17 protein-coding genes and 1 tRNA gene are annotated in these 21,047 nt (G+C 60.2%); 4 read left to right on the plus strand and 14 right to left on the minus strand.

What is annotated here, in order from left to right; all coding sequences use genetic code 11:
- Positions 1–105 precede the first annotated feature (105 nt).
- The 3 genes from NNA36_RS14000 to NNA36_RS14010 all read right to left on the minus strand — a co-directional run bounded on the left by NNA36_RS14000 (position 106) and on the right by NNA36_RS14010 (position 3,182).
- Positions 106–1,689 carry a hypothetical protein gene (locus tag NNA36_RS14000; protein WP_255108065.1) on the minus strand — a complete coding sequence of 528 codons (1,584 nt, stop codon included), beginning with the start codon at positions 1,687–1,689 and terminating at the stop codon, positions 106–108.
- 198 nt (positions 1,690–1,887) lie between these two features.
- On the minus strand, positions 1,888–2,553 hold the full coding sequence (locus NNA36_RS14005) for an alpha/beta hydrolase (RefSeq protein ID WP_255108067.1): 666 nt from the start codon (positions 2,551–2,553) through the stop codon (positions 1,888–1,890).
- Positions 2,550–3,182, minus strand: a complete 633-nt coding sequence (locus NNA36_RS14010; protein WP_255108069.1) for a DNA-3-methyladenine glycosylase 2 family protein — start codon at positions 3,180–3,182, stop codon at positions 2,550–2,552. The genes NNA36_RS14005 and NNA36_RS14010 overlap by 4 nt, the downstream gene beginning before the upstream one ends.
- A 93-nt stretch (positions 3,183–3,275) precedes the next feature.
- On the opposite strand from NNA36_RS14010, the gene NNA36_RS14015 reads away from it, so the two are divergent.
- Positions 3,276–4,502: an MFS transporter gene (locus tag NNA36_RS14015; protein ID WP_255108071.1), complete on the plus strand. Its 1,227-nt coding sequence runs from the start codon at positions 3,276–3,278 to the stop codon at positions 4,500–4,502.
- 57 nt (positions 4,503–4,559) lie between these two features.
- On the opposite strand, the gene NNA36_RS14020 is transcribed toward NNA36_RS14015, so the two are convergent.
- The 6 genes from NNA36_RS14020 to NNA36_RS14045 all read right to left on the minus strand — a co-directional run bounded on the left by NNA36_RS14020 (position 4,560) and on the right by NNA36_RS14045 (position 10,163).
- Positions 4,560–5,333, minus strand: a complete 774-nt coding sequence (locus NNA36_RS14020; RefSeq protein ID WP_255108073.1) for a squalene/phytoene synthase family protein — start codon at positions 5,331–5,333, stop codon at positions 4,560–4,562.
- Complete coding sequence (gene cimA / locus NNA36_RS14025; protein WP_255108075.1) at positions 5,330–6,961, minus strand: citramalate synthase; 1,632 nt, start codon at positions 6,959–6,961, stop codon at positions 5,330–5,332. Before cimA ends, NNA36_RS14020 begins: the two co-directional genes overlap by 4 nt.
- Positions 6,962–7,073: 112 nt before the next feature.
- Positions 7,074–8,558, minus strand: coding sequence for a cysteine--tRNA ligase (gene cysS, locus NNA36_RS14030; protein WP_255108078.1), 1,485 nt, complete (start codon positions 8,556–8,558; stop codon positions 7,074–7,076).
- Positions 8,559–8,588: 30 nt separating this feature from the next.
- A complete protein-coding gene (locus tag NNA36_RS14035; RefSeq protein WP_255108339.1) occupies positions 8,589–8,822 on the minus strand; it encodes a hypothetical protein in 234 nt (77 codons plus the stop codon).
- Complete coding sequence (locus NNA36_RS14040; RefSeq protein WP_255108080.1) at positions 8,792–9,796, minus strand: DMT family transporter; 1,005 nt, start codon at positions 9,794–9,796, stop codon at positions 8,792–8,794. Before NNA36_RS14040 ends, NNA36_RS14035 begins: the two co-directional genes overlap by 31 nt.
- Positions 9,789–10,163, minus strand: coding sequence for a VOC family protein (locus NNA36_RS14045; protein ID WP_255108081.1), 375 nt, complete (start codon positions 10,161–10,163; stop codon positions 9,789–9,791). The genes NNA36_RS14040 and NNA36_RS14045 overlap by 8 nt, the downstream gene beginning before the upstream one ends.
- 83 nt (positions 10,164–10,246) lie before the next feature.
- Between NNA36_RS14045 and soxR the strand changes: the two genes are divergently transcribed.
- The 3 genes from soxR (at position 10,247) to NNA36_RS14060 (ending at position 13,853) form a co-directional block, all read left to right on the plus strand.
- Positions 10,247–10,717, plus strand: coding sequence for a redox-sensitive transcriptional activator SoxR (gene soxR / locus NNA36_RS14050; RefSeq protein ID WP_255108082.1), 471 nt, complete (start codon positions 10,247–10,249; stop codon positions 10,715–10,717).
- A gap of 190 nt (positions 10,718–10,907) precedes the next feature.
- Positions 10,908–12,098, plus strand: a complete 1,191-nt coding sequence (locus NNA36_RS14055) for a pyridoxal phosphate-dependent aminotransferase (RefSeq protein ID WP_255108083.1) — start codon at positions 10,908–10,910, stop codon at positions 12,096–12,098.
- A gap of 219 nt (positions 12,099–12,317) precedes the next feature.
- The gene (locus tag NNA36_RS14060) at positions 12,318–13,853 is read left to right on the plus strand and encodes a trimethylamine methyltransferase family protein (RefSeq protein ID WP_255108084.1); all 1,536 of its coding nucleotides are present in this window, start codon (positions 12,318–12,320) and stop codon (positions 13,851–13,853) included.
- 65 nt (positions 13,854–13,918) lie between these two features.
- Here NNA36_RS14060 and NNA36_RS14065 read toward each other — a convergent pair whose 3' ends face one another.
- From NNA36_RS14065 to NNA36_RS14085, 5 genes are all read right to left on the minus strand, one after another.
- Positions 13,919–15,160, minus strand: coding sequence for a calcium-binding protein (locus NNA36_RS14065; RefSeq protein WP_255108085.1), 1,242 nt, complete (start codon positions 15,158–15,160; stop codon positions 13,919–13,921).
- Positions 15,161–15,414: 254 nt separating this feature from the next.
- A complete protein-coding gene (locus NNA36_RS14070) occupies positions 15,415–19,092 on the minus strand; it encodes a vitamin B12-dependent ribonucleotide reductase (RefSeq protein ID WP_255108086.1) in 3,678 nt (1,225 codons plus the stop codon).
- 766 nt (positions 19,093–19,858) lie between these two features.
- Positions 19,859–19,935: transfer RNA gene (locus tag NNA36_RS14075), tRNA-Pro, on the minus strand.
- 34 nt (positions 19,936–19,969) lie between these two features.
- Positions 19,970–20,437, minus strand: coding sequence for a DUF192 domain-containing protein (locus NNA36_RS14080; protein WP_255108087.1), 468 nt, complete (start codon positions 20,435–20,437; stop codon positions 19,970–19,972).
- The gene (locus tag NNA36_RS14085; RefSeq protein WP_255108330.1) at positions 20,437–20,973 is read right to left on the minus strand and encodes a cold-shock protein; all 537 of its coding nucleotides are present in this window, start codon (positions 20,971–20,973) and stop codon (positions 20,437–20,439) included. Before NNA36_RS14085 ends, NNA36_RS14080 begins: the two co-directional genes overlap by 1 nt.
- Between the last annotated feature and the right edge of the window lie 74 nt (positions 20,974–21,047).

The following is a 21,047-nucleotide window of genomic DNA, read 5'->3' on the forward strand; positions in this document are numbered from 1 at the left end:
TTTGATTCCGTGACGCCCATATGACAGGCAGTCCTACACACGCAGACAAAAAGGCCGGTCCTGCAGGACCGGCCAAATTAGAAATCACCGTCTGCCTTCAGGGCATTACCAGAACTTCAGGCCCCGGCCATCGAAGGTTTTGGAAAGGGCGATGGTAAAGCGCGTATCGTCCTGGGCAATCATCGAACCGATGCCCTGACGACCAACGGCATTGGTCGCGCTGGCATCAATGCTGAAACCGGACTTGCCGATGTTGTAGCGCAGCCCCGCCGCCCAGGTGGCCGTATCGCCATCAAGACCAACCGGCGTCGCCTCGGCGATCAGCTCAAGATTTTCGCTCACCTGATAGTTCACACCAAGGCCAAGACCCGCCATTTCGATGTTGCCAAACGCCCCCAGCTTGGGCGCAACCGTAAACACGAAACGATCACTCGATTTATAGCTCGCCATCGCGTCAACGTAGAACACGCCGACACCACCAACCAGCGGCTCTTTGTGACGACCAAACAGCATACGCCCGCTGAGCGAGAACGCATCGCCGTTGTTCTGATCCATGAAGCGCAGCTTCGGACCGATCATGTAACGCACTTCGGTGGTTGGCACGAGGGCCGCAGGCGCGGACGGGCTGTCCGAATATTTTTCGACAAACAGCTGGATTTCGCCATCCTGATCGGGGCTGAACGAGATCCCGACACCGCTGTTGCTGTCGCTGCCGCCCCAAACGGTGGCACGTACCATGCCCGGATCAAGAACATCGGCGCTGCCGAGGGTAAACCCGTCATATTGCAGGTTGGCCTGTCTGCGGGTCACGGGCGCGGGCTGACCACGATAGCTGATCGGGAGGTTTGCACCTGGGGTATAGACAAGGCGAAGACCGGCAAGGATATCATCCCCATCCGGCCAGTGCGTCAGAACGCTTGTTGCAGGCGTAAGCCCTGCGCCGTTCGTTACAAAGGCCTCAAGTGCGACTTTCGGGGTCACGTTGTAGCGGCCACCAATGGTTAGAACCGTATCTTTGGTATAGGCCGCAGTGCTATCCACATTGTTTGCACCGCTCACTGCAGTCTCGGCAGAAGCAAAGAACGCCAGCCGTTCGGACGGTTTGTAGCTTGCGCCCAAACCAATGCTGCCAACGGTGCCGTAGTAAGGCTGACCGCCAACCGTGTTGGGGAAGAAGGAAACCCCGGGTGTGATGTGGAATTCAAGCTGTTGCGAAGCCTTGATGGTGATCGGTGCCTTGAGCGCGCCGATCAGCACATGTTCGTTACGGCCGCCATAAAGCGGGCCTTCCAGTGCAAAGAGGTTTTCAACCGAGGCCAGCGCCGCCATCGAAACGCGGCTGCCCTTGTAAACCTGATACTTGGCCCAAAGCGCGCCGGTGTGCATCTTGATATCCGGGAAAGCGCCGCTGATCGGGCTGATCGTCGGATCCTGATAGGTTTGCAGGTCGAAACCAAAGGTCAGACGGTCGGTGGGCGAATAGCTACCACCACCAAAGTAAAGCTGGTTGCCGGTGCCGGAACCCTTGCTGGGATCGGTCTGCATGGTGCCAACCGAAAGCTCGACCGTCCCCGCAGGGTTCATATTCGCGGTCTCGAGCGAGATCAGGCGGGTGGGATGGTTGTGCAGGGGAACCGTGCTGCTTTCAGCGACGGCCGCAGAAGCACCGGAGACGAAAGCAGCGGCCACGGCTGCCGCGAAAGTTGCGTTGCGTCGGGGAGATTTATGGGTCTTGGCGCTACGGCAATGCACGGGCGGGCTCCAATGTTTTGAATTCCTAGGGCTATCCCCCATCTATAGGCGGTCGCCCCGAATTGCGGAAAGGCTTTTTCAAAAATGCCGCCCTTGGGGGGCGGCATGGGTGTTATTTATGCAGAAATGTCACGCTCAGAAGCCAAGCTTGTCGCGCATGAAGGCAAGCGCCACCGAAAGACCATCCGGCGCGATACCGTGGCCGGTGCCTTTCATGATATGGGCATAGACATCCGTCCACCCTGCCCCTTGCAACGCTTCCGCAGCTTCCGGCAGCGACTGCACGGGTACCACGTCATCTGCATCGCCATGCACCAGCAGAACCGGTGGCTTGCTGACCACCTCGTCGGCAAGCAACTCGGGCGCAAGCAGACGGCCCGAGAAGGCCACGATCCCTGCCACCTCGTCTTCGCGGCGCGGGGCCACATGCAGGCTCATCATCGTGCCCTGGCTAAAGCCGAACAACACAACCTGTTCCGGCAGGACATCCTCGTCCACCATCACCGCATCAAGAAAGGCGTTGAGATCATCCACCGCGGCCTGCATGCCCCGCATGGATTCCTCTTCGGACGAGCCGTCGATCCACGGGATCGGGAACCACTGGTACCCAAACGGCGCCCCTGCGCAGCTTTCGGGCGCATCGGGCGCAAGGAAAAGCGTATCGGGCATGTGATCCGACAAGGGATCGGCCAGGCCAAGAAGGTCTGCCCCGTTCGCACCGTAGCCGTGCAGGAAAATCACCACCGAACGGGTGGTGCCGGATTTCGGCTCTTTGCGGCCGGTGGTCAAAACGCGTGTCATCGGATTCCTTCCCTGTCCTTTGCAACACGGTAGTAGGCCCATAACAGCCGCGCCGCAACCGATCGCCATGGCGCCCAGTCTTCGGCCATTTGCCGCAGGTCGCGTTCCTTCGGGCGGGCCTCAAGATCAAACAGGATGCGCGCCGCTTCCTGCAAGGCAAGATCACCGGGGGCAAACACATCCGCCCGCCCCAGCGAAAACATCGCATAGATCTCGGCGGTCCATACGCCAATGCCACTGACTTCGGTCAGCGTCGCGATCACCTCATCCGTCGGGGCATCACGCAGGGCGGCATAGTTGATCCGCGCCTCGGCCAGCGCCCGGGCATAGCGCACCTTCTGGCGGCTGAGACCAAGTGCGCGCAGGTCTTCGTCACTGGCCCACATGATCTTGCGCGGCCCGGTCATCCGTGCGTCTTTCAGGCGCGTCCAGATCGCATTGGCAGAAGCGACGCTGACCTGCTGGCTGACAATGGCGCTCAGAAGCTGGGCAAACCCGTCCGGACGCAGACGCAAAGGCAGTGGCCCCGTCTGTTCAAGCGCCCTGGCAAAGCGCGCATCCTGCGCTGCCAGCCACGCCGCACCTTCCGCCACGCAATCGGACGTTTCGATTATCCTGCCAACCGCCACCCTGTTTCCCCTTCACGGCTTCATGATCTTATTGCATCAAATGATGTCCACAGGTGCTGGACCTCTCATTCTTAACAAGATAACGCTTGCTGCATGACCCAAGCCACCGACATTTCGTCCACCGTAGATGACAGCCGCGCCAAACGCACGGTGATTATCCTCGTCCTCGCACAGGCCTTCCTGGGCGCCCAGATGCCGATGATCTTTACCATCGGGGGGCTGGCCGGACAGTCGCTGGCCACCAACGTCTGCTTTGCAACGCTTCCGATCTCCCTGATCGTGGTGGGCTCGATGCTCTCGGCGACACCGCTTTCTGCCATCATGCAGCGCTTTGGCCGTCGCGTCGGCTTTATGGTCGGTTCTGCCGGCGGCGCAATCGGTGGGGCAATCGGGGCTTACGGGCTCTACCTCAACAACTTTACCATCTTCCTGGTCGGCAGTTTCCTGACCGGTATCTACATGAGCGCGCAGGGGTTTTATCGCTTTGCCGCCGCCGACACGGCCTCTGACGCTTTCCGTCCCAAGGCGATTTCCTACGTGATGGCTGGCGGTCTGGCCTCGGCCATCATCGGTCCGCAACTGGTCAAGGTCACCTCGCAGTCGATGGTGATCCCCTTCCTTGGCACCTACCTTGCGGTGATTGCGATCAACGTGGTGGGCTCGGCGCTGTTCCTGTTCATCAACATTCCGAAACCGGAAGCGCCCAAGGACGACGCCCCCAAGGGACGCACCCGCTGGCAGTTGATCACCACGCCACGCATCGCAGTGGCCGTGATCTGCGCCATGGTCAGCTATGCCCTGATGAACCTCGTGATGACCTCGACCCCGCTGGCTGTTGTCGGTTGCGGTTTTGAACAGAACTCGGCCGCCGATGTCGTCACGGCCCACGTTCTGGCGATGTTTGCGCCCTCGTTCTTTACCGGCCACCTGATCGCACGTTTCGGCGTGGAAAAGATCGTGGCTGCAGGTCTCGTGATCCTTGCCGGCGCAGGGGCGGTTGCCCTTCAGGGCGTCGAACTCGAAAACTTCTTTATCGCGCTGATCCTGCTCGGCGTGGGCTGGAACTTTGGCTTCATCGGCGCGACCACCATGCTTGCCGGCGCGCACGAGCCACACGAGCGCGGACGGATGCAGGGCTTGAACGATCTCCTGGTCTTTGGCGGTGTGACGGTGGCTTCGCTGGCCTCGGGTGGGCTGATGAACTGTTCCGGCGGCAATCCGGTGGATGGCTGGATGTCGGTCAACCTCGCGATGGCCCCCTTCCTGATGCTGGCCGGTGGCGCGCTGATCTGGCTGACATTGCGCCCGGCCGAGGAGTAAGCGAGCCAGAGTTTTCTAGAAAACTCTGTTGTCGTGAAATCCTTCGAGAAGGATGTCCTACCACCGCCCAGTCAGGGCACGGCGCATCAAACTGGATTTCCTGGCAAATTCGCTGATCGCAAGCTCTCCGCGTGCCACACGCTCGGGCGCGGCCGCAGCCTGTTTGAGAACCGCCGCCGTCTGCCAGCCGGACAACAGCGCCTGTCCTGCCATGCGGGACACCCTGCCCCGTTGCGCCCGTGCTGACTTGAGACGCACCAATGCCCCCTTTGCCAGCGCCGACACGGCCTCTGGCCGCCCGTCCACCAGCGGCACACGGCCGCGCGCTTCCAGTTCGGGAATGGCCCGCAGCCAGTTGGCGATCCCCGAGGCATAGGCGAAATCACGCACCACACCCTCGTCGGCCTCGCCAAGTGCCCGCGCAGCCACCAGCAGGAGATTGCCCGAGGTCTGGTCGATGAAGGCCTCGAAATGCGCGGCATCTTCGAACGGGTCGCGGTAGATGTCCCACCGGCGCGCCACAACCACCGCATCAAGCAGACGGGCCTCTTCGGCAGTGATCATCTCGGACAATGGTGTCACCACCTCGTGGCGACGCACCGCGCCACCCTCGGCAATCTCGTCCAGCGCATCCCGCCACCATTGCAGGCGCATCTCGGCAATCATGGTCTCCTGCGTCACCCAGGGCGCGCGCGCGACCTCGACATTGAAGGCAAAGATCGGAAACAGGACCTCACGCGCACTGGGTTTGGCGGCCATCACCGCCAGAAACCGGTCCGGATCGCCCCGGTGGACGATCTCTGCGCAGGCGTTGAGGTCTTCTTCCTTCATTGCGCGGCCACCATCCGGTTGTGCACAAGTTTCCAGTTGATCGCGTCTTCCAGCGCCTGGAACGAGGCATCGATGATATTGGCCGAGACACCAACCGTCGACCACCGCCGCCCGGCCTCGTCCTCGAAGTCGATGATCACGCGGGTCACCGCCTCTATGCCGCCATTGGTGATGCGCACCTTGAAGTCGACAAGCTTCACGCCGTCGATTTCGGCCTGATAAGCGCCAAGGTCCATCTTGAGCGCCTGCCAGAGCGCATTGACCGGCCCCTTGTCGTGCAACTCGTCGGCGTTTTCGTTCTTGAAGTAGCTGGTGGTCTGTTTACCGCCCGTCAGTTGAACCGTCACAACCGCCTCGGATTCCACGACAATATGCCCCCGCGCATTGCGGCGGCGTTCGGAAATCACGCGATAGCGCTCTACGTCAAAAAAGGTTTCCCGCAGCCCCAGTTCATCCCGCGCCAAGAGTTCGAAACTCGCCTGCGCACTGTCATAGCTGTAGCCTTCCGCCTCGCGCTCCTTGATGCGGTTGAGGATACGCCCCAATGCGCCGTTGCCCTTTTCGACCGCCAGACCGGCATCAGCAAGCCGCTTGCGCAGGTTCGACTGTCCGGCCTGGTTCGACATGGGTATGACCCGCTCATTGCCCACCACCGACGGCTCGATGTGTTCATAGGTGCTTGGGTCTTTCAGGATCGCGCTGGCGTGCAGACCCGCCTTGTGGGCAAAGGCCGAGGCCCCCACATAGGCCGCCTGTTTCATCGGCACCCGGTTCAGGATGTCATCCAGAAGACGGCTGGCGCGGGTCAGCCCTTCCAGCGCCGACATGCTGACACCGATGTCGTATTTGCTTGCGTAGGGCTCCTTGAGCAGCAAGGTCGGGATCAGGGTCGTCAGGTTGGCATTGCCACAGCGTTCGCCAAGCCCGTTGAGCGTGCCCTGCACCTGCCGCGCCCCTGCGTCGATGGCGGCGAGAGAGTTGGCCACCGCGTGTTCGGTGTCATTGTGGGTGTGGATGCCCAGATGATCACCGGGAATGCCCGCCGCGATCACCGCCTTGGTGATCTCATAGACCTCGCGCGGCAGGGCACCACCGTTGGTGTCACACAGCACGATCCAACGTGCACCGGCCTCATACGCCGCTTTTACGGCCTCCAGCGCGTAGTCGGGGTTCGACTTGTAGCCATCAAAGAAATGCTCGGCGTCAAACAGGGCCTCGCGTCCCTGCGCCACCAGATATTCCATTGTACGGCGGATGTTTACGGTGTTTTCCTCAAGCGTGATGCCAAGCGCGGTATCGACGTGGAAATCATGGGTCTTGCCGACAAGACACACCGCAGGCGCGCCCGCGTTCATGACGGCGGCCAGCACATCGTCATTCTCGGCCGACATGCCCGCCCGCTTGGTCATGCCAAAGGCGGTGAAGGTGGCCTTCATCTTTGGCCGGGTCTCGAAGAACTCGCTGTCGGTCGGATTGGCACCGGGCCAGCCGCCCTCGACATAGTCCACGCCCAACTCGTCCAGAACCGCCGCGATCTGCGCCTTTTCGGGGGTCGAGAACTGAACCCCTTGCGTCTGCTGCCCATCCCGCAGGGTGGTGTCGTAGAGATAAAGACGTTCTTTGGTCATTGGTCCTGCTCCTTGCCCGTAGCACTTGCGGCACGGGCAGCGCCCGTCCGCCCCCCCGGGCGGGCGCTACACGCCCCCCCGCGGACGGGCACAGCCCTTTTGTTCTTTTGCATCACAGAAGACTTTCCAGCTTTGCAATACTCACTTCACTCAATAGAGACGCCGTACCGCCATTCACTCCATTTGGAGAACGGGTAGCACGTAACTCGACCCCGGCTTGTAGAGCAGCATCTCGCAATGCATCCGCCTCAGCCCAAGCCTTTTCACGACGGTGCTTGAGCCATCTATGGACGATGGCGAGGGCAGAATCTCGTACATCATCTGAAATAGTCCCCCAACCGAAGACCGCGACGGTGGGAAGATAGTCGATTCCTTCTTCTAAAAAACGCCCATCTTCGGTTTCGAAAGCAAAAGGTTTTGCCCAGTTTGAAGAAGCAATCGATAGCAAATCAAATCCTAGCAACTTCGCAGATGCTGAGAGCAACTCTCGCTCATCAGATTCGAAGAGCTCATGCATACGATCTATTGCTCCCCAAGTATTCAAGTCATCGCTAAGGGCATCAACCACTTCTTCGTCCGGGCCAACACGTTCACTTTCGACGGCGACACCTGCCCACTTTCTCAGGACTTCTTTTGCCTCCGCCGCCTTCTTGGCGGTCCAGTCCATCGGCTTGCCGTAATGCGTCGACAGGAAGACAAAGCGGATCACCTCGCCCGGAATGCCCTGTTCCAGAAGGTCATGCACGGTAAAGAAGTTGCCAAGGCTTTTGGACATCTTCTTGCCCTCGACCTGAAGCATCTCGTTGTGCAGCCAGTAGTTGGCAAATCCGCCCCCGTCCTCGGCGTGACCCGAGGCACAGCAGCTTTGCGCGATCTCGTTTTCGTGGTGCGGGAATTGCAGGTCGTTGCCGCCACCGTGAATGTCAAAGGACTCGCCCAGCAGGTCCTTGGACATGGCCGAGCATTCGATATGCCAGCCCGGACGCCCGCGCCCCCAGGGGCTGTCCCACCCCGGCAGATCGTCGGTAGAGGGCTTCCACAGGACGAAATCCATCGGGTCTTCTTTATAGGGCGCCACCTCGACCCGTGCACCGGCGATCATGTCATCGACCGAGCGCCCGGACAGTGCACCGTAATGCTTATAGGCGCGCACGCGAAACAGGGCGTGGCCATCCTTGGCATAGGCGAACCCATCCGCGATCAACCCTTCGATCATTTCGATCATCTGCGGGATGTACTGCGTCGCGCGGGGCATCTCGTTGGGCTCCATCGCACCCAGTGCGCCCATGTCATCAAGATACCACTGCGTGGTTTCTGCCGTGATCTCGCCGATCTCGCGGCCGGACTCGGCGGCGCGGGCGTTGATCTTGTCGTCCACGTCGGTGAAGTTGCGCACATAGGTCACGTGATCCGGCCCATAGACGTGGCGCAGCAGGCGATAGAGCACGTCAAACACCACCACCGGACGCGCATTACCGATATGGGCGCGGTCATAAACCGTGGGGCCACAGACATACATCCGCACATTGTCGGGATCGATCGGCGAAAAGACCTCTTTTTTGCGGGTCTTGGAGTTGTGGAGCTTGATCGTTGTCATGTCTCATCCTCGGGCGGCCAAAAGGCACGGTTACGCTCGGGGCGGGCTTAACAACTTCAGCTGATGTTTGGAATAGAAGAACGGCCCGCCAGATTGTCTCAGCAGGGAATGCAGCAAATAATGATGATGCGTGCAGTGTTCATGGCGGCGACCATAGCCAGCGGTTTGCGGGCGGTCAAGCGCCTGCTTGAAGCGCGAAACAGCGCGGATTGCGCCGCGCTGTTTTGCTTTGATCAGGCCGTGTTGCGTGAACAGGTCTGGCAATAGATCCTTTGCCCGTCTTCGCGCGCGGTCTCGCGCACGACGAGACGCGCACGTGTCCTGCGCCCAAGGAAAATCGCCGGAAACGCGGGGCGACGGCCGGTTTGGGCAAGGATGGTCAGGGCGATCCCGCCGCCGATGATACCAGCACCGCACCAGACCAGCGCCGCATAGCGTTCGCCAAGAAACACAACCGCCGAGACCAGACCAACCGCCGCGGCGACATAGCCAATCTGGCTGAGCAGGACCGGCCCGCCCACCTTCTGAAGGCGGAAGTAGGCCGGAAAGGTCAGACCCGCGGCAATCGCCTGTATGATCGCAAGGCCCGGCACCTCGACCAGCCTGCCCAACGGCAAGTCGCCCGCCATCGCAAGCTGGACGGCCACAAGGCCAAGGATCGCCGCAAGATGGCTCCAGAACGCGAGCGCCAGAGGATGCACGCCCTCGGGCCAGTCAAGGGTCCGGTAGACGTTACCAACGGCCAGAACCACAGGGATCAGCAGCGCGACCAGCGACCATGTCATGGCCCCGTCGCCAAGGCCGCCCCTGCCCCATGCCACCAGCAAGGCGCCAACCATGCCAAGCGTGATACCCGCAACGCCCAATCGTCCCGGCCCCCGCAGCCCCGCGAGAACCGACAGCGCAAGGGTAGTCACCGGCGACAGGGCAAACATCATCCCCACCTGCCCTGCGCCAACCAATGGCACCAGCGCAAAGATCATCACGTTGATCAGGGCAAAGCTCACCGACCCCGAAATCACCACGTAGCGCAACGCCTGTCCACGCGGGACTGACAGAACGCCCTTGGCCAGACCAAGCGGCAACAAAACAAGGCTCGCCCCTCCCGACACCACCATCGCCCAGATCAGCGGCGGCACCCCGGCGGCGGCGGCCATCTTGCCCAAGGGAAACGTCGCCCCAAGCAGCATGCCCGTCCACAACAACAGTCCAACAGGGTGATCCTTCAGATTACGCATAGCTGACCACCTCGAACTCGATGTCATCCGGACCGTCGAAATAGAACCGGATACCGGGTTCATAGTCGCCATGGCTGTGTGGCGTGTATCCTGCGGCTTTGACCTTGGCCTCAACAGCATCAAGATCCGCCACCACCACACCGATGTGGTTCATGCCACCAATGCGCACATAGGTATTGCCGGTCGGCTCAAGCCTCTTGTTGGGGGCGTAAAGCGCCAGATAGCTCTCGTCGTCGCCGACGTGCACGGTAAACCCGTTGTCCTTGGCTTCTCCTTCCCACCGCACATGCCATCCGAACAGCTCGCACAGGATCGCGGCGCTGGCCTTGGGGTTGGGAACGGTGATGTTGACGTGCTCAAGTTTCATGATGTGCCCTTTCCTTGGGGGTTGAATTGACTTGAAACCATCCTAATTCTTCAAGTTAACTTGAGGTCAAACGGAATTATTCAATGAAAACCAAACCACTTGCACGCGCAGGTTTGACAATCGGGGATATTGCCGAACGGACGGGCCTTGCCCCCTCTGCCATCCGATTCTACGAGGAACGCGGCCTTGTCTTCCCGTTCCGCAACGCCGGCGGACAACGCCGCTATGATCGCGCGGACATCCGGCGCCTGTCTTTCGTGATGATCTCGCAGGGCCTTGGCTTTTCCATCGAAGAGATACGGGCCGCACTTGCCACCCTTCCCGAGGGGCGCACCCCGACCAAACGCGACTGGGAGCGCATCTCGGCGCGGTTCCGGCGCGATCTTGACCAGCGCATCGCCCAGATGAACGCCCTGCGTGACAAGCTGGACGGCTGTATCGGCTGCGGCTGTCTCTCGCTTCAGAACTGCAAGCTCTACAACCCCGAAGACCGCGCCAACCGCAAGGGCAAGGGGCCGCGATATCTCTTGGGTGACTCGCCCGATACGCCGTGATTTGACCGGAGGACACGCTCCTGCAATCTCTCGGACCTTGATGGCATTCGGTGTCCCGATGCGAACAGGAACGGGGTTCCCCCACATTCACCCGAATGGCATTCGGAAATTCCGACAAACCCGGAATAGGGTTTGACTTGCCCTGCCCGATTTGGCCCGATGGCCACCGATTAACGCGCAGGAGGACCACATGCAGCTTTCACAACGGATCACCCATCTCACCGGTGGCGGCTCGGACGGCTGGGACGTGTTCTACAAGGCGCGCCGCATGGTGGCCGAGGGCGTTCCGGTGGTGGAGCTGACCATTGGTGAACACGATATCCGCACCGATCCGGTGATCCTCGAAGCCATGGACCGCGCCGCCCTCAGCGGCCACACGGGCTATGCCATGGTGCCGGGCATCAAATCCCTGCGCGAGAACGTGGCCGCCCGCATCGAGGCCCGCACCGGCGTGCCGACAACCTTCGAGAACATCCTGATCACCCCCGGCGGCCAGTCTGCTCTGTTTGCCGCGCATATGGCGGCCTGCGATCAGGGCGACACGGCGCTTTACCTTGATCCCTACTATGCCACCTACCCCGGCGTGCTGCGCGGTGTCGGTGCCATTCCCCGCGCCATCCAGACCCGCGCCGAGGATGCCTTCCAGCCCCGTGCCGAGGACATCGCAGAGAATGCCCAAGGCGCGAAATCGCTGCTGATCAACACGCCCAACAACCCGACGGGCACGGTCTATAGCCGTGAAACCCTCGAAGGCGTGGCCCGTGTCTGCGAGGAACACGACCTCTGGCTGATTTCCGACGAAGTCTATGACACCCAGATCTGGGAGGGTGAACACATCAGCCCCCGCGCTCTGCCCGGCATGGCCGAGCGCACGCTGGTGGTTGGGTCGATGTCGAAATCCCACGCCATGACCGGCAGCCGCGTTGGCTGGATCTGCGGCCCCAAGGACGCGATCGAGCACCTGATCAACCTCGCCACGCACACCACTTACGGCGTGGCAGGCTTCATCCAGGACGCCGCCGATTTCGCCCTCAACCAGGGCAGCGCACTGGAGGAAAAGATCGCGGAACCCTTCCGGCGCCGCCGCCTTCTGGCAATGGATATCCTTGATGCGCAGAACGTCGTCAAACCAATTCCAGCCCAGGGCGCGATGTATATCATGTTGGATATGCGCGCGACCGGCCTCTCGGGTGAAGATTTTGCCAACCAGCTTCTAGACACCCACAAGATTGCCGTCATGCCGGGCGAAAGCTTTGGTCAGGCGGCGGCGGGTCACATCCGCGTTGCCATGACCATCGACGACGATCGTTTTGCCCAAGCCCTGCGTACGCTCTGTGAATTTGCCGCTGATCTTGCCAATAATCGAGCATCCGCAGCCTGAAAACGACATCTGGTCGCTTTCCGCCCAGACTTGCGCGAATCTTCCAAAGACATACTGTGGTATACAGGAGGACGCGCATTGCAGGGCATTCGCAGCAAGATACAGCTGGTCATCGTGACCATCGGGGCCGAACGCGGCCGCGCTGCCCGTGGCCGTCCATGTTTTAACGCCTGACCCTTCACTCAAGAAAATCAGCGTTAAAACAGGATACTAGACTACATGGCTGAAATCTCCACCCGCCGTTCCGGCGGCCGCGCCGCGCGTCGCGCAGCCCGCGCAGCACCCGCCTCGGAAGAAGCACGCTCCATCCGCCCCGGTATGTCCGGCGGCTTTTACAAACCCCTGTCCGACAGTCAGGTGAACCAGATTCACGAGGCAGCCCTTACTGCACTCGAAGAAATCGGTCTTGCCGATGCGCCTCAGTCCGGCATCGACTACATGGTCAAGGCCGGCGCGATCCATGGCGAAGACGGACGTGTCCGTTTCCCCCGCGCCGTGGTGGAAGACGCGCTTGGCAAGGCCTGCCGCGACATCACTCTATATGGCCGCGATCCCAAGTATGACCTGCACCTGAACGGCGACCGGGTTCACTTTGGAACGGCCGGTGCCGCCGTGAGCATGGTCGATGTGCTCGGCAAGGAATACCGCGACTCGACGGTGCAGGACCTGCATGACGCCGCTCGCATCGTGGATCGCCTCGACAACGTGCACTTCCTGCAACGGCCCATGGTCTGCCGTGACATCGCGGACAACCGCGAGATGGACTATAACACCATCTACGCCTCCTGCTCGGGCACCACGAAACACATCGGCACCTCGTTCACCGAACCGGACTTCGTGGCCGACGCGCTCGAGATGCTGCACATGATCGCTGGTGGCGAAGACAAGTGGCGCGCGCGTCCCTTCGTGTCCAACTCGAACTGCTTCGTTGTGCCGCCAATGAAGTTCGCCACCGAAGCCTGCGAAGTGATGGAACGCTGCATCGAGGGCGGCATGCCCGTGCTGTTGCTATCGGCTGGCATGGCCGGGGCAACCGCGCCCTCAACCGTGGCCGGTGCCATCGTTCAGGCGGTCGCGGAATGCCTTGCCGGTCTGGTCTATGTGAATGCCGTGCGCCCCGGCCATCCGGCCATCTTCGGCACCTGGCCCTTTGGCCTTGATCTGAGGACCGGTGCGATGACCGGCGGGTCGGGCGAACAGGCCCTGCTGACCGCAGGCTGCGCCCAGATGCACAGCTTTTATGGCCTGCCCGGCGGTGCCGCCGCCGGCATGACCGATGCCAAACTGCCCGACATGCAGGCCGGATGGGAGCAGATGTGCTCGAACGTTCTGGCCGGTGTCGCGGGTCTCAACATGGTCTATGAATCCGTGGGCATGCACGCCTCGCTTCTCGGGTTCTGCCATGAATCGCTGATCCTCGGTGATGACATGCTGGGCCATGCCCAACGGGTGCTGCGCGGGATCGAGGTGGACGACACCACCCTCGCCCTCGACCAGATGCGCGAAGTCTGCCTTGGCGGGCCGGGTCACTATCTTGGCACCAGCGAAACGCTGGCGCGGATGGAATCCGATTACGTCTATCCAGCACTTGGCGACCGCACCTCGCCCAAGGAGTGGGTCGAAGTGGGCAAACCCAACCTCGTCCAGAAAGCCATTGAGCGGAAAGAGGAAATCCTGTCGGAACCCTCGGCCGCCCGCCTTGATCCGGCGCTGGATATGGCCCTGCGCGAACGGTTCAATATCCACCTGGGATAACCACTTCAGGAAACGCAAAGCCCCGGCTCATTGGCCGGGGCTTTCGTTTTCAAACGGGGCGGACCTTAGAAGATAAAGTCACTCGCACTCAGATCCTCTACGCCATAGAGAACAATGGTTTGGTTCACGGCAGAGATCGTGATCGTGGTGTTACCTCCGCTGGTCACCATGTTCACACCATCAATAAGGTCGCTAAACGCGTTGATGCTGCTCACTCCTTTGAAGTTGAGCTTATCGCCCTCGGCAGAGTCGAAGTCGGAAATACCCCTGCCACCCGACACATCTGTGAAAAAGAACGTATCCGCACCGGCACCGCCGTTTGCCTGATCAAAAACGCCTCCGCCGAACCAGATCTTGTCGTTGCCCTGACCGCCATTAAGGGTGTCACTCCCGTTGCCGCCATAAAGGCTGTCATTGCCCTTATCGCCTATAAGCTCGTCATCACCGTTGCCACCAAAGAGCTTGTCGAAACCCTTGCCGCCTGAAATTCGGTCGTTCAGGTTACCGCCAGACAGGTTGTCATTGCCGTCATTGCCCTGGATCGAGTCATTTCCAGCCCCGCCATCAACCTTGTCAGCACCGGCACCACCGACAAGGAAATCCTTCCCGCCGCCACCTTTCAGCGTGTCATTGCCAGCTTGCCCTTGCAGGGTGTCATTACCACCACCGCCTTCAAGCAGATCCTTGAAAACACCACCTTGCAGGACGTCCGCGCCATTTCCGCCCTTCAGCGTATCGGCACCGTTGCCCCCCAGCAGCGTGTCATTTCCCAGACCGCCAAGCACAAGGTCGTTGCCATCGCCGCTGAAAATAAAGTCTTTGCCACCAAAGGCCTTGATCGTGTCGTTGCCCGTCAGGTTGAAATCAGCGCCATCACCGATCTGGGCATTGAACGGCGCAATGTCATTCGCGTTCGACAGTTCGATATTCCACGTCCGGCTCATGAGGTAGTTTTCCATACCCAGAGGCGCGGTGCCGTTCTCGTCATTGTAAACGATCAGCGAAAACACCGACATGTCGATGTCGAGGTTGGTCATGGTGATCACCTCGCCACCCACGGTCACGGTCACCGTATCCAGCGTGCCGCCGGTGATATAGTTTTCGCCACCAATCAGGCCGTAAACAAGGTTTGTCCCCGTCACGACCAACGAGGCCGACTGTCCGTTAAAAAGTCCACTGCCGGTGAACCCGCTCGCCGAGACACTCCCCAGGTTAATCGTCGCGTCAATCGCCGCAAAATCCACCACGTCGGCGATGTTCTCGAACGTGTAACCCGACGTCTTCGGGAACGTGAAATTAATTGCCATGTCCTGTCTCCCTTAACCGCAAATCCGAGACACAGACTGACCGCCAAAGGCCGAGTTGGCAATGTTTTTTAGGTTTCCGCGCTGGTCGGCAAGAAAATTGGGGGGCACGAGGCCCCCCAGTTTCGCCGCTCAGGCTCACTCATTAGTACCGCCCGGTTTATTTGCCTGCGGCCTGAGCGTCGTGGCGGAGCGAGCGCACTCGCTCCGGTGTTTCGTCGGGGGCACGAGGGCCCCCTACCCAGGTCCCCCCGGGATCAGCTGCACCCGCTGGTCGCGCCGCAGGTGTTGCATTTCATGCAGGTGCCGTTGCGCACCAGCGTATAGTTTCCGCAGTCACCACAAGGATCGCCCTCATAGCCCTGCATCTTGGCCTTGGCGCGCGCATCCATGCTGACCGCACCGCTGGCGATTGTCGTTGTCGAGGTCGCCACCATCGCCGCCGCGTCTCCGGTTGCCGTTTCCGGAACCAGCGTCTGGAGCGTTGCCACCGGATCGGCACCACCAAGGGCCACGCCACCCGTCTGGCCGCCGTTCAGCACAACCAGCTCCTGCGGCAGACGCTTGCGCAGATAGCCGGTCGAGGAAATCTGCTTGAGCACCTCAAGCGACTTCGACGCCGCGCTTTCGCTCAGTTCCTTGACATTGGAAACGCCCTCTTCCTCGCCGCGACCAAGGTCATCAAAGCTCGCGCCTTCGGGCTTCACATGTGCCAGATCTGTTCGATCTAGATAAGAAACAGCCAGCTCCCGGAAGATATAATCGAGAATAGATGTTGCATTTTTGATAGAATCGTTGCCCTGCACCATGCCCGCCGGTTCGAACTTGGTAAAGGTAAACGCATCCACGAACTCTTCCAGCGGCACGCCATATTGCAGGCCAACCGACACGGCGATGGCAAAGTTGTTCATCATCGCCCGGAAGCCAGCGCCTTCCTTGTGCATGTCGATGAAGATCTCGCCAAGGGAACCGTCCGAATATTCACCCGTCCGCAGATAGACCTTGTGGCCACCCACATTCGCCTTCTGGGTATAGCCCTTGCGGCGTTCCGGCATCTTCTCGCGGTGGGATTTCACAACTTCCTTGATAACCACCTTCTCGATGATCTTCTCGGCCAGCGTTTCCGCCTTCTGCTGCGGGGTTCCGCTTTCAAGAACCTCTGCCGCCTCGTCGTCATCTTCAACCAGCGCCGCCGCCAGCGGTTGCGACAGTTTCGATCCATCACGATAAAGCGCGTTGGCCTTCACACCCAGCGACCACGACAGCTCATAGGCCTTCTGGCAGTCTTCGATGGTGGCATCGTTCGGCATGTTGATGGTTTTCGAAATCGCGCCCGAAATGAAGGACTGCGCCGCCGCCATCATGGTGATGTGGCTATCGACCGACAGATAACGCTTGCCCTTCTTGCCGCAGGGGTTGGCGCAATCGAAGATCGCATAGTGCTCTTCCTTCAGGTGCGGCGCGCCCTCAAGGGTCATGGTGCCGCAAACGTGGTCATTGGCCGCTTCGATGTCCGCGCGGGTAAAGCCAAGGTGGCGCAGCAGGTCAAAGCTCGGATCAACCAGCTTGGCCGCCGGAATGCCCAGTTGCTTGGTCAGGAAATCTTCGCCCAGCGTCCACTGGTTGAAGACAAACCGAATGTCGAAGGCCGAGGCGAGCGCCGCTTCGATCTTGTCGATCTCGGCCTGACCAAAGCCATGACCCACCAGCGATGTGGTGTTGATGCCCGGCGCATTGCCGATGCTGCCGTGGCCCACCGCGTAGGATACGATCTCTTCGATCTCGGCCGGGGAATACCCAAGGTTCTCAAGCGCCGCCGGCACGGAGCGGTTGATGATCTTGAAATAGCCGCCACCGGCCAGCTTCTTGAACTTCACCAGCGCAAAGTCCGGCTCAATACCGGTAGTGTCGCAATCCATCACCAGACCGATGGTGCCGGTCGGTGCAATCACCGAAGTCTGCGCGTTGCGGTAGCCGTGTTTCTCGCCCAGTTCCAGCGCCTCATCCCAAGCGGATTTTGCAAGCGCGACAAGGGTTTGGTCCGGACAGTTGCCGTGATCAAGCGCCACCGGCTTGACCGCCAGCCCTTCGTAGCCGTCCGCCTCGCCATAGGCCGCGCGACGGTGGTTGCGCATCACGCGCAGCATGTGGTTGGCGTTGCGCTCATAGCCGCTGAAGGCGCCCAGTTCCGATGCCATCTCGGCCGAGGTAGCATAGGCCACACCGGTCATGATCGCGGTCAGCGCACCGGTCAGCGCCCGGCCCTCGTCACTGTCATAGCCGTAGCCCATGTTCATCAGCAGGCCGCCGATGTTGGCATAGCCAAGTCCCAGCGTGCGGAAGTCATAAGACAGCTGCGCGATTTCCTTCGACGGGAACTGCGCCATCATCACCGAGATTTCCAGCGTCACGGTCCACAGACGGGTCGCGTGCATATAGTCTTCGGCCTGGAACTTGCCGTCCTTGTAGAAGGTCAGCAGGTTCATCGACGCCAGGTTACAGGCGGTGTCGTCGAGGAACATGTACTCGGAACAGGGGTTCGAGCCACGGATCTCGCCGTCTTCCGGGCAGGTGTGCCAGGCGTTCACGGTGTCATGGAACTGGATACCCGGATCGGCACAGGCCCATGCGGCGTGGCCCACATCTTCCCACAGCGCACGCGCCTTGATGGTCTTGGCCACCTCGCCGTTGGTGCGGTTGATCAGGTTCCAGTCGCTGTCTTCCTCAACTGCCTTCAGGAAGGCGTCGGTCACACGGATCGAGTTGTTCGAGTTCTGCCCCGATACGCTGGCATAGGCCTCCGAGTCCCAGTCGGTGTCGTAGGTCGGGAACTCGATGCTGTCATATCCCTGCTTGGCGTAATCCAGCACCCGCTTGATATAAGTCTCTGGGATCGCGACCTTTTTCGCATCGCGCACGGCCGCCTTCAGGGCGTCGTTGATCTTGGGATCATAGGCATCCGCCTCGGCGCCATCCCAGGCGCGGATCGCTGCAAAGATGGCGTTCAGCTTTTGCTCGTGCATCTTCGAGCCGGCCACGATCGAGGCAACCTTCTGCTCTTCCTTGACCTTCCAGTTGATGTATTCCTCGATATCCGGGTGATCGGCATCGACAATCACCATCTTGGCGGCGCGACGGGTGGTGCCACCCGACTTGATCGCACCCGCGGCACGGTCCCCGATCTTGAGAAAGCCCATCAGGCCCGAGGATTTGCCGCCACCTGAAAGCGCCTCGCCTTCGGCCCGCAGGCTGGAAAAGTTGGTGCCGGTGCCCGAGCCGTATTTGAACAGACGCGCCTCGCGCACCCAGAGGTCCATGATGCCGCCTTCGTTCACCAGATCATCGCTGACCGACTGGATAAAGCAGGCGTGCGGCTGGGGATGTTCATAAGACGACTTCGACTTGGTCAGCTTGCCGGTCTTGTAGTCGACATAGTGGTGGCCCTGCGCCGGACCATCAATGCCATAGGCCCAGTGCAGGCCGGTGTTGAACCATTGCGGCGAGTTCGGCGCGGCACGCTGGGTGGCCAGCATATAGCGCATCTCGTCGAAATAGGCGCGCGCGTCTTCCTCGGTCGAGAAATAGCCGCCCTTCCAGCCCCAGTAGGTCCACGCGCCTGCGAGGCGGTCAAACACCTGTTTCGCCGAGGTCTCGCCACCAAACTCAGCACCCTCTGCCGGAACAGAGCGCCACAGGAATTCGGGAACACCCTTTTCCTTGACCCGCTTGAGTTTGGAAGGGACACCCGCCTTGCGGAAATACTTCTGCGCAATCACATCGCTTGCAACCTGGCTCCAGGACGACGGTACCTCCAAAGCATCAAGACGGAACACGATGGTTCCGTCGGGATTGCGGATTTCGGACTCGGTGGTCAGAAAGTCCAGTTCTGCGTAAGCGTCCTGCCCTGGCTTGGTGAAAGTGCGTTCGATTTTCATGCGCTGCCTCTTAGTACCAGCTGTTCCGTCCCAATCCCGCTTGTCGCGGTGTTCCAGATCACGCCTCAAGAAGCAGACAAACTCCCCCGTGCGGCGGCCAAATCGGCGCCGCAGGTGTCCAGGGTGGCCCCCGGAGCATCTGTTTGGTTACTGTCCCCGCTCGAAGCTCTTTACCACTATATGTTGTGGCAATTTCGATCTTCCCACACAATCTGACGTATTTGCCCATAGGGGGTCAAACGATTTATTTGAGATTTTTGTCGATTTTTGCTGTTGACCGACATGGCCGGTTTGGCGGGTCAAACGGCTTGCCCGATTCCTGACCAGATCGTTAACCACCTTGTTTCATTGGGCCTGAAATCAGGTAGCCAATAGAAGCCGTTATTTTCTCTATAGAAATTGCTGGTGGCTGCCGGTGTTCGGGACTGCCTTGCAAAAGATGCGGATTAACAGAGGTTAATTCAACGTTAAGGAGAGTTACCCAAAAAGAAATCGCTTACTTTTGTCGCTCGGGGACGTGATCCGCCCCGAAATGCCCCCCGTTATTCGAAAATGAACCGATGTGCGACACGGCACGTTTCCCCAAATCACAGCACGGCACGCGCCCGCAGGTTGTAGGGCTTTCCCAAAAGAGCCCCAATATATAGTGAGCCCTCGCTTCCAGCCATCAGCCTTCCCTCTCGCTACCACAAGCGGGCGTCGCCACGAGGCAAAGACGCCTGTGCCGCCGTGCTCCCATAGGGAAAGTAATACTTACTTGTGGAAGTGGTCGGGACGGCAAGATTCGAACTTGCGACCCCCTGTACCCAAAACAGGTGCGCTACCAGACTGCGCTACGCCCCGGACCGTGGACGCGGTTTAGCCGCTTGTGTCGACGCTAACAAGGCCAAACCGCAGCTTTTTGCAAAATTGCTGGATGACGCAGTTCGGCCCCGACATCGATACCCAACGCACGCGCCATTCCCCCATTGATTTCGAGCACATACCGCACCGCGTCGCCGCCCGGAATCGGGGTTCTGTCATGGGGGATGGCATTGTGATGTATGTGGGAAACCGTGCCAGCCTCATCGACAAAGATCATGTCGAGCGGGATCAGCGTGTTCTCCATCCAGAAGGCAACCGGCCCGGTGCGCTCAAACACAAACAGCATGCCCGCACCCGGCGCCATGTATTCGCGAAACATCAATCCGCGCGCCCGTTCATCCGGCGTCTGCGCCACTTCGATCCGGAATGCAGCCAAGCCAAAATCTCCACGCAGTTCTATGCGATCTGCGCGACAGGCGGTCTCCGCCGCCATGGCCATGCTGCCGATCACCATCAAAAGCGCCGACAGCCACAGCCGCATCAGATAAGGCCCTTCCCGAGCGCACTTTCCCATGCGCAGACCTCTGTGGCCATGCGCCCACGCTTGCCGTCGATCACCCGCAGCGCCAGCGCTTCACCGGGTTGCAGATCGGCAAGGCCGGAACGGCGCAGAACCTCTATATGCACAAAGACGTCTTCCGGCCGACCAAAGACATTGGCAAAACCAAAGCCCTTACCCTTGTCGAACCATTTGACGCGCGCAGGCTCCAAAGGGGCACTCCGGATATCTTCTTCCGCCAGATCGGCAAAGTCGGCCAGAGTGTTGGCCGCCGTTGCAATCGGGGGATCAATCCGCAGAACCTCGATGGCCTGAACGCCTCGGTCTGTCTCCTGCACGTCAATCTCGATCCGGGCGGAATCCACCACCGAACTCTGACCGAAATTGCGTAAAACATTAGCATGAAGCAGGATGTCCGGCCCGCCTTCGTCGCTCACGACGAAGCCGAATCCCTTAACCGGGTCAAACCACTTCACTTCTCCGACGACTCGAGTCGCCTGTTTTTCATTGTCGCTCAACACCTTAACCTTACGTAAGCGATATTCCCATACACGCAGGCGATCTTGCGTGAAATCGCCTTCGGCAGCAAGCA

Origin of the sequence: Shimia sp. CNT1-13L.2 (genome assembly GCF_024331145.1) — a bacterium.
Taxonomy (GTDB): Bacteria; Pseudomonadota; Alphaproteobacteria; order Rhodobacterales; family Rhodobacteraceae; genus Shimia.